This is a genomic window from Halomonas sp. DQ26W (assembly GCF_003339685.1).
Classification (GTDB): domain Bacteria; phylum Pseudomonadota; class Gammaproteobacteria; order Pseudomonadales; family Halomonadaceae; genus Halomonas.
On the sequence record NZ_QPKI01000037.1, the window covers coordinates 24128 to 30989 of the forward strand.

The window sequence follows — 6862 nt, forward strand, 5'->3', positions numbered from 1 at the left end:
CCGCTATTTCGCAAGAGAGAACGAGATGAACAAGGTACTGGTACTGCACGGCCCCAATCTCAACCTGCTGGGTACCCGCCAGCCGGAGATATACGGCAGCGAGACCCTGAACGACATCAACAATGCTCTGTATGAGTCGGCGGCGATGAGCGGCTGGGATGTCACCTGTCGTCAGAGCAACCACGAGGGCGAGCTGATTGATGCGATCCATGCCGCCCGTGTCGACGGCACCGCGGCGATCATCATCAATCCCGCCGCCTATACCCACACCTCGGTGGCGATCCTCGATGCGCTCAACGCCTTCGACGGCACGGTCATCGAAGTGCACCTCTCCAACGTGCACAAGCGCGAGAGTTTTCGCCATCACTCCTATGTCTCGCTGCGTGCCGACGGCGTGATCGCCGGGCTCGGTAGCCAAGGCTACCAGGCTGCGCTGGATGCGCTGATCAGGGGCGGAAGACAGCCCTGAGCGGTATAGACAGCCCTGAGCGGTATAGACAGCCCTGAGCGAGTCGTCTGCTTTGCCTTGCGGCCCGGTTCCGTATCCTCAGGGCGTGACAGGCTTAGAATATTAGCTACCTTTGAAGCTAGGGTGATCAAGATTTTGCTGTTGGGTAATGAGGGAGAGTGGTATGCAAGATCCGAATGCCATGGCGCCTGAGGTCCGCAAGCGAAAGGAACTTAAGCTGTTTCTGTTCATCGCTATCCTGCTGTTTCCGATACTGGCGATCGCTGTGGTGGGTAGCTTTGGCTTTTCCGTCTGGATCTACCAGACCTTCACCGGCCCGCCCGGTCCCCCGGGCTGAGGGCCACATGGTAAAGACACACAATAACAATAGGCGTCGTCAGTTCTTTCGCTCCCTTGGCGGCCACGATCCCATTCGCCGGCCTCCCTGGACCGAGGACGACTTCACCGATTGCTGCGTGCGCTGTGCGGCCTGCATCGAGGCCTGCCCAGAGCAGGTGCTGTTTCATGGCGGTGGCGGCTACCCCGAAATTCGCTTTGACCAAGAGGGCTGCTCCCTCTGCGGTGCCTGCGTCGAGGCCTGCGGTGAACCGGTCTTCGACATCCAGCGTGATGCCTTTCCCTGGCGGGCCCGGGTCGAGGCCAACTGCCTGGCGCTGGGCAATGTTCACTGCCAGAGCTGCCAGGACGCCTGTGAGTGGCAAGCCATCGTCTTTACGCCTGAAATCGGCCGCGCGCCAAGACCGCGACTGGACACCGAGGCCTGTACCGGCTGCGGTGCCTGCCAGGCCCAGTGCCCCAATCATGCCATCACAATGACAAGCGAGGAGATGGCCCATGCCCAATGAAGTGCTGCATATCGCCAGTTTGCTGGTCCATGCCCGGCCCGAGCACAGCCGGGAAGTGGCGCAATGGCTGGGCGCCCAGCCCGGTATTGAGGTCAGCGCCGAGGACCCGTCCGGCAAGTTAGTGGTGGTGGTGGAGAGCGAACGCGAAGCGCGAATTCTCGAACTGATCGATTCGGTGCAGGTGCAGCCAGGCGTGCTGGGAGCGGCGCTGGTCTATCACCAGGTGCTCGACCCCGCGACCGCCGATGCCCCCGCCAACCCCGTTGAACAACAAGCCCCAGCAGAAGGGATGCCGACATGAAGCTGACTCGTCGTGAATTCGCCAAGGCCAATGCAGCGGCCGTGGCGGCCGCCACCGCTGGCCTGGCTATGCCGGTGGGCGCCAGCAACCTCATCACCAATGCCGAGCTGACGCAGCTGAAGTGGAACAAGGCACCCTGCCGATTCTGCGGGGTGGGCTGCAGCGTGATGGTGGGCACCCAGAACGACCGTATCGTTGCCACCCACGGCGACATCCATTCGGAGGTCAATCGGGGGCTCAACTGCGTCAAGGGTTACTTCCTGTCCAAGATCCTCTATGGCCAGGACCGCCTGCAGCAGCCGATGCTGCGCAAGCGCAACGGGGTCTATGACAAGCGCGGTGACTTCGAGCCGGTCTCCTGGGACGAGGCCTTCGACCTGATGGCCGACAAGTTCAAGACTGCCATTCGCGATCATGGGCCCGACAGTGTGGCCATGTTCGGCTCCGGCCAGTGGACGATTTGGGAAGGCTATGCCGCCAGTAAGCTGTTCAAGGCTGGGCTGCGTACCAACAACATCGACCCCAATGCGCGCCACTGCATGGCCTCGGCGGTGTACGCCTTCATGCGCGGCTTCGGCTCCGACGAACCCATGGGCGTCTACGACGATATCGAGCATGCCAATGCCTTCGTGCTGTGGGGCTCGAACATGGCCGAGATGCACCCGATCCTCTGGACCCGGGTCACCGATCGTCGGCTCTCCTTCCCCGATACCCAGGTGGCGGTGCTCTCCACCTTCGAACATCGCAGCTTCGACCTGGCCGACATCCCCATGGTGATGACACCCAATGCCGACGTGGTGATCCTCAATTACATCGCCAATCACATCATCCAGACCGGCCGGGTCGATCGCGACTTCGTCGATAGCCACACCAACTTCGTGCGCGCGGTGGACGACATCGGCTACGGCCTGCGCGACGAGCATCCGCTGCAGCAAGCAGCCGCCAACGCCGACGACCCCAACCGCTGGACGGCGATGAGCTTCGACCAATTCGCTGAACACGTTTCCGAGTTCACCCTGGAGCGGGCAGCGCGGGAATCCGGCGTCTCAGAGAACCGCCTGGAGCAGCTTGCCGAACTCTACGCCGACCCCGACATCAAGGTAATGACCTTCTGGACCATGGGGGTCAACCAGCACACCCGCGGCGTGTGGGTGAACAACCTGATCTATAACCTGCACCTGCTCACCGGCAAGATCTCCGAACCCGGCAACAGCCCCTTCTCGCTGACCGGCCAGCCCTCAGCCTGCGGTACGGCACGCGAGGTCGGTACCTTCGCCCACCGCCTGCCGGCGGACCGGGTGGTCACCAACCCCGAACATCGCGCCTTCGCTGAAGATGTCTGGAAACTGCCTGAGGGCACCATCCCCGAAAAGGTGGGTTTCCATGCCGTGGAGCAGAGCCGCAAGCTGAAGGATGGCGAGATCAAGGTCTACTGGACCCAGGTCAACAACAACATGCAGGCCGGGCCCAACACTCAGCAGGAGATCCTGCCGGGCTGGCGCAACGACGAGGCCTTCGTCATCGTCTCCGATATCTACCCCACGGCGTCGGCCCAGGCCGCCGACCTGATCCTGCCGGCCGCCTCCTGGGTCGAGAAGGAGGGCGCCTTCGGCAACTCCGAGCGGCGCACCCAGTTCTTCCATCAGCTGGTCACCGCCCCGGGTGAGTCACGCTCCGACCTCTGGCAGCTGGTCGAGTTCTCCAAGCGCATCCGGGTCGACGAGGTCTGGCCGGCGGATCACCTCGACAAGGCGCCGGAGTACCGCGACAGCACCCTGTTCGACCTGCTCTATGCCAACGGCCAGGTGGATCGCTACCCGCTTTCCGACATGGAGGAGGGCTACGCCAACCAGGAGGCCGAGGCGTTCGGCTTCTATATCCAGAAGGGGTTGTTCGAGGAGTATGCCCGCTTCGGTCGCGGCAAGGGCAAGGACCTGGACGACTTCGACAACTACCACCAGAACCGCGGCATGCGCTGGCCGGTGGTGGATGGCAAGGAAACCCTGTGGCGCTATCGCGAAGGCTACGACCCCTACGTGGAAGAGGGTCGGGGCGTGCAGTTCTACGCCAAGCCCGACGACCGCGCACTGATCTTTGCCGTACCCGACGAGCCGCCCCCCGAGTCGCCGGACGACGAGTTCCCCTACTGGCTCTCGACCGGACGGGTGCTCGAGCACTGGCATACCGGCTCCATGACCCGCCGGGTGCCGGAACTGCACCGGGCGGTGCCGGCGGCGCTGCTCTACATGCATCCGGAGGATGCCCGTGCGGAAGGCGTGCGGCGCGGCAGCGAGATGAAGGTGATCAGTCGTCGGGGCGAGGTGCGCCTGCGGGTCGAGACCCGCGGCCGGGTGAGGCCACCGCGGGGGCTGGTCTACGTGCCCTTCTTCGATGCTAATCGGCTGATCAACAACGTGGTGCTGGACGCCACGGACCCGATCTCCAAGCAGACGGACTTCAAGAAATGCGCCGTTCGTCTCGAACTGGTCAGCCTGGCCTGAGGCCGAGACAGAAGGAGGAATGCGATGAAATGGTTCACTATGCTCAGTCTCTCGCTGGCGCTGGTCGTCGCCGGCCTCGTGATCGCCGAAGAGCACCGCGACGATTCGGCACCGGACGGCCTGCGGCCGGGCGGCACCCTCAGCCAGTCCCTGCCGGCACCGCCGCTGGCCGGCGAGCCCCGGGATGCGGGGCGTGAAGTGCTCAACTATCCCGAACAGCCGCCGGTCATTCCCCACGGTATCCGCGACTATCAGGTCGATGTCCGGGCCAACCGTTGCCTGACCTGCCATAGCCGCAGCGAGGCGGTACAGGCCGGTGCCCCCATGGTCAGCATCAGCCACTTCCGCGACCGTCACCAGCAGGTGCTGGCGGCGGTATCGCCCGACCGCTACTTCTGCACCCAGTGTCATGTGCCTCAGACGGATGCCAGCCCCATCGTCCCCAACACCTTCCGCACCGTCGACGAAGTGCTCGGCGACATGCTTCGGGAGCGGCGTGAGGGGGGTGGCCAATGAAGCGTTGGCTGGCCGGTTACTGGCGCATTCTGACCCGTCCCAGCATGCACTTCAGCCTGGGGTTCCTGACACTGGGGGGCTTCATCGCCGGGGTCTTCTTCTGGGGTGGCTTCAATACGGTGGTGGAGGCGACCAATACCCAGCAGTTCTGCATCTCGTGCCATGAGATGGAGCGTAATCCCTACCGGGAATTGCAGGGCACGATCCACGACGTCAACCGCTCCGGGGTCGGCGCGCAGTGTGCCGACTGCCACGTCCCTCACGGCTGGACCCACAAGATGGGGCGCAAGATGGAAGCCTCCAAGGAGGTCTGGGGCTGGATCTTCGGCACCATCAATACGCCGGAAAAGTTCGAGGACAAGCGGCGTGAACTGGCCGAGAGAGAGTGGGCGCGACTGGAGGCCAACGATTCCCTGGAATGTCGCAACTGTCACGACTTCGAATCCATGGACTTCACGGCGCAGAGTTCCCGGGCCGCCCAAGCCCACTCCACATCGCTGGCCAGTGGCGAAGCGACCTGCATCGACTGCCACAAGGGCATTGCCCACGAGCTACCGGACATGAGCGACTACCACGGTACCGCCACCCGGCTGCCCGATATCGAATCCTGGGTCGCGCACCTGGAGCGGGATGGGTGAGTTGATGCTGTACGCCGCTTCTGTTTAACGTTCTGTGTTGCCCGATGTCCTGGCTATGGTGATAGGCAGGACATCTTTTTTTGGGCCATTAGTTGTCCATTTGGTCGGCTTGCAAAAAATCCAGTTTGGACATTTCTCCTCATGAGTCGCATTGCACCGTCTTGGTGCCGAAGCCTAAGCTCCTCCTTCCTACCTGCTAAAAGAAGCAGGGGACGAACAAGTATTAAAACAAGGAGAGAGAGATGTTTATTAATAATAATTTGAAAATGCATGTGCTGACCGCTTCGGTATTCATGGCGTTGACCACTGCAGCACACGCTGAAAATTCCTATCGAATCGGAATTACCCAGAACAACGTCGGTGTCGATAGTTACCAAACGACCTATGAAAGAGCCTTCGTGGAAGCCGCAGAGGCTGCCGGAAATGTCGATATCGTGGTGCTGGATGCGGGCGGCGATGTGGCTCGCCAGATCGGCCAGATGCAGGACCTCGTCCAGCAGCAGGTCGACGCCATCATCATCTGGCCGACCAATGGACAAGCGGTGATTCCCGCCATTCGACAAGCATACAATGCTGGCATCCCCGTGGTGGTAACCAACTCCAAGATCGCCGAAGCGGGCCTTGATTTTATTTCCGCCTTCTCCGGACCGGACAACGTCCAGCAAGGCATATTGTCTGCTGAGATGATGTGCGATGCCCTGGAAGGTGATGGGCAGATAGTGCAGATTTCCGGCCAGCCAGGCTACACGACGGCCATGGAGCGAGCAGCGGGTTTCGAGCAGCGTCTTGCTGAAATTTGTCCGGGTGTCGAGCTGATGGAAACCCAGCCGGGTAACTGGAATCGAGAGCGCGCCCAGCGTGTCATGGAAGATTTCCTGACCAAGTATGACCGTATCGATGGCGTCTATTCCGGTGACGACAACATGGGTGTTGGCGCTCTGAACGCCGCCAAGGGCGCCGGCCGAGCTGAAGAAATCATTTTCATCGGTGCCACCAACTTTGCTGTGGGCTATGACGCCATCCAGCGTGGCGAATATTACGGCTCCATCTATCAGTCACCGGTGGATGACGCCGAGGCAGCCTTGCAGACAGCCCTGGATGTGTTGGCCGGCGAGGAAGTGGCCAAGATGAACTTCTTCGAGACTCCGAAGATCACCGCCGAGAACTTGGAAGAGTTCGATCGTCCGGTCTTCTGAGGGAGCGGTGTGCTGCCTGGAGCATGGCTCGCGTGTGCGACGAATGCTCCGGGACACAGGACTGGCCCAGGCGGAGTAACTCCTTGCGTCAGGCCATACCCAGACAGGTGATTAGTATGGCTTCTGCAGAACAAACTAAACAACAGCTCTTGAAGGGAAGAATCAGCCGGGCGGGTATCCTCAGTTTTCTCTCCGCTCAGGGTATCTTGGTATTCTTTCTATTAAGTATGTTCGTCTTCTCGTTATTTTCCGAGCAGTTCCTCTCCCAGTCTAACCCCTGGATATTCATGAGGGAGTGCTGAAAACGAAGATAGCGAATGGTAAACTCAATAGAATCAGTCAGTTCCGGCAAGAACACGATTCCAAGAGGCCATTCGCTATGGGTGAAATCGTAGC

General features: G+C 61.1%; 9 protein-coding genes. 8 read left to right on the forward strand and 1 reads right to left on the reverse strand.

Annotation, left to right across the window (positions count from 1 at the left end; genetic code table 11):
- Positions 1-25: 25 nt before the first annotated feature.
- The 8 genes from aroQ (at position 26) to DU490_RS15835 (ending at position 6466) form a co-directional block, all read left to right on the forward strand.
- Positions 26-469 (forward strand): type II 3-dehydroquinate dehydratase, encoded by a 444-nt coding sequence (aroQ, locus tag DU490_RS15800; protein ID WP_114575207.1) that lies wholly within the window; start codon positions 26-28, stop codon positions 467-469.
- A 163-nt stretch (positions 470-632) separates the two neighbouring features.
- Positions 633-806: a periplasmic nitrate reductase, NapE protein gene (locus DU490_RS15805; RefSeq protein WP_114575208.1), complete on the forward strand. Its 174-nt coding sequence runs from the start codon at positions 633-635 to the stop codon at positions 804-806.
- Positions 807-813: 7 nt separating this feature from the next.
- Positions 814-1314: a ferredoxin-type protein NapF gene (napF, locus tag DU490_RS15810; RefSeq protein ID WP_114575209.1), complete on the forward strand. Its 501-nt coding sequence runs from the start codon at positions 814-816 to the stop codon at positions 1312-1314.
- Entirely contained in the window at positions 1304-1615 is a 312-nt protein-coding gene (locus DU490_RS15815; RefSeq protein ID WP_114575210.1) for a chaperone NapD, read from the forward strand. Before napF ends, DU490_RS15815 begins: the two co-directional genes overlap by 11 nt.
- A complete protein-coding gene (gene napA / locus DU490_RS15820; protein ID WP_114575211.1) occupies positions 1612-4116 on the forward strand; it encodes a nitrate reductase catalytic subunit NapA in 2505 nt (834 codons plus the stop codon). The genes DU490_RS15815 and napA overlap by 4 nt, the downstream gene beginning before the upstream one ends.
- A 24-nt stretch (positions 4117-4140) precedes the next feature.
- Positions 4141-4632: a nitrate reductase cytochrome c-type subunit gene (locus DU490_RS15825; protein ID WP_114575212.1), complete on the forward strand. Its 492-nt coding sequence runs from the start codon at positions 4141-4143 to the stop codon at positions 4630-4632.
- Positions 4629-5270, forward strand: coding sequence for a NapC/NirT family cytochrome c (locus DU490_RS15830; protein WP_114575213.1), 642 nt, complete (start codon positions 4629-4631; stop codon positions 5268-5270). Before DU490_RS15825 ends, DU490_RS15830 begins: the two co-directional genes overlap by 4 nt.
- 242 nt (positions 5271-5512) lie before the next feature.
- Positions 5513-6466, forward strand: coding sequence for a sugar ABC transporter substrate-binding protein (locus DU490_RS15835; protein ID WP_181870072.1), 954 nt, complete (start codon positions 5513-5515; stop codon positions 6464-6466).
- Between the two features lie 196 nt (positions 6467-6662).
- Here DU490_RS15835 and DU490_RS17335 read toward each other — a convergent pair.
- Positions 6663-6862, reverse strand: a 200-nt coding sequence (locus DU490_RS17335) for a hypothetical protein (protein WP_220270520.1), incomplete at its 5' end; no start/stop codon positions are given.

What these genes read in the sequence shown, in the direction of transcription:
- napA (WP_114575211.1), top strand. Translation starts at nt 1,612, where the DNA reads ATGAAGCTGACTCGTCGTGAATTCGCCAAGGCCAATGCAGCGGCCGTG.
- DU490_RS15815 (WP_114575210.1), top strand. Translation starts at nt 1,304, where the DNA reads ATGCCCAATGAAGTGCTGCATATCGCCAGTTTGCTGGTCCATGCCCGG.
- DU490_RS15825 (WP_114575212.1), top strand. Translation starts at nt 4,141, where the DNA reads ATGAAATGGTTCACTATGCTCAGTCTCTCGCTGGCGCTGGTCGTCGCC.
- napF (WP_114575209.1), top strand. Translation starts at nt 814, where the DNA reads ATGGTAAAGACACACAATAACAATAGGCGTCGTCAGTTCTTTCGCTCC.
- DU490_RS15835 (WP_181870072.1), top strand. Translation starts at nt 5,513, where the DNA reads ATGTTTATTAATAATAATTTGAAAATGCATGTGCTGACCGCTTCGGTA.
- DU490_RS15805 (WP_114575208.1), top strand. Translation starts at nt 633, where the DNA reads ATGCAAGATCCGAATGCCATGGCGCCTGAGGTCCGCAAGCGAAAGGAA.
- DU490_RS15830 (WP_114575213.1), top strand. Translation starts at nt 4,629, where the DNA reads ATGAAGCGTTGGCTGGCCGGTTACTGGCGCATTCTGACCCGTCCCAGC.
- aroQ (WP_114575207.1), top strand. Translation starts at nt 26, where the DNA reads ATGAACAAGGTACTGGTACTGCACGGCCCCAATCTCAACCTGCTGGGT.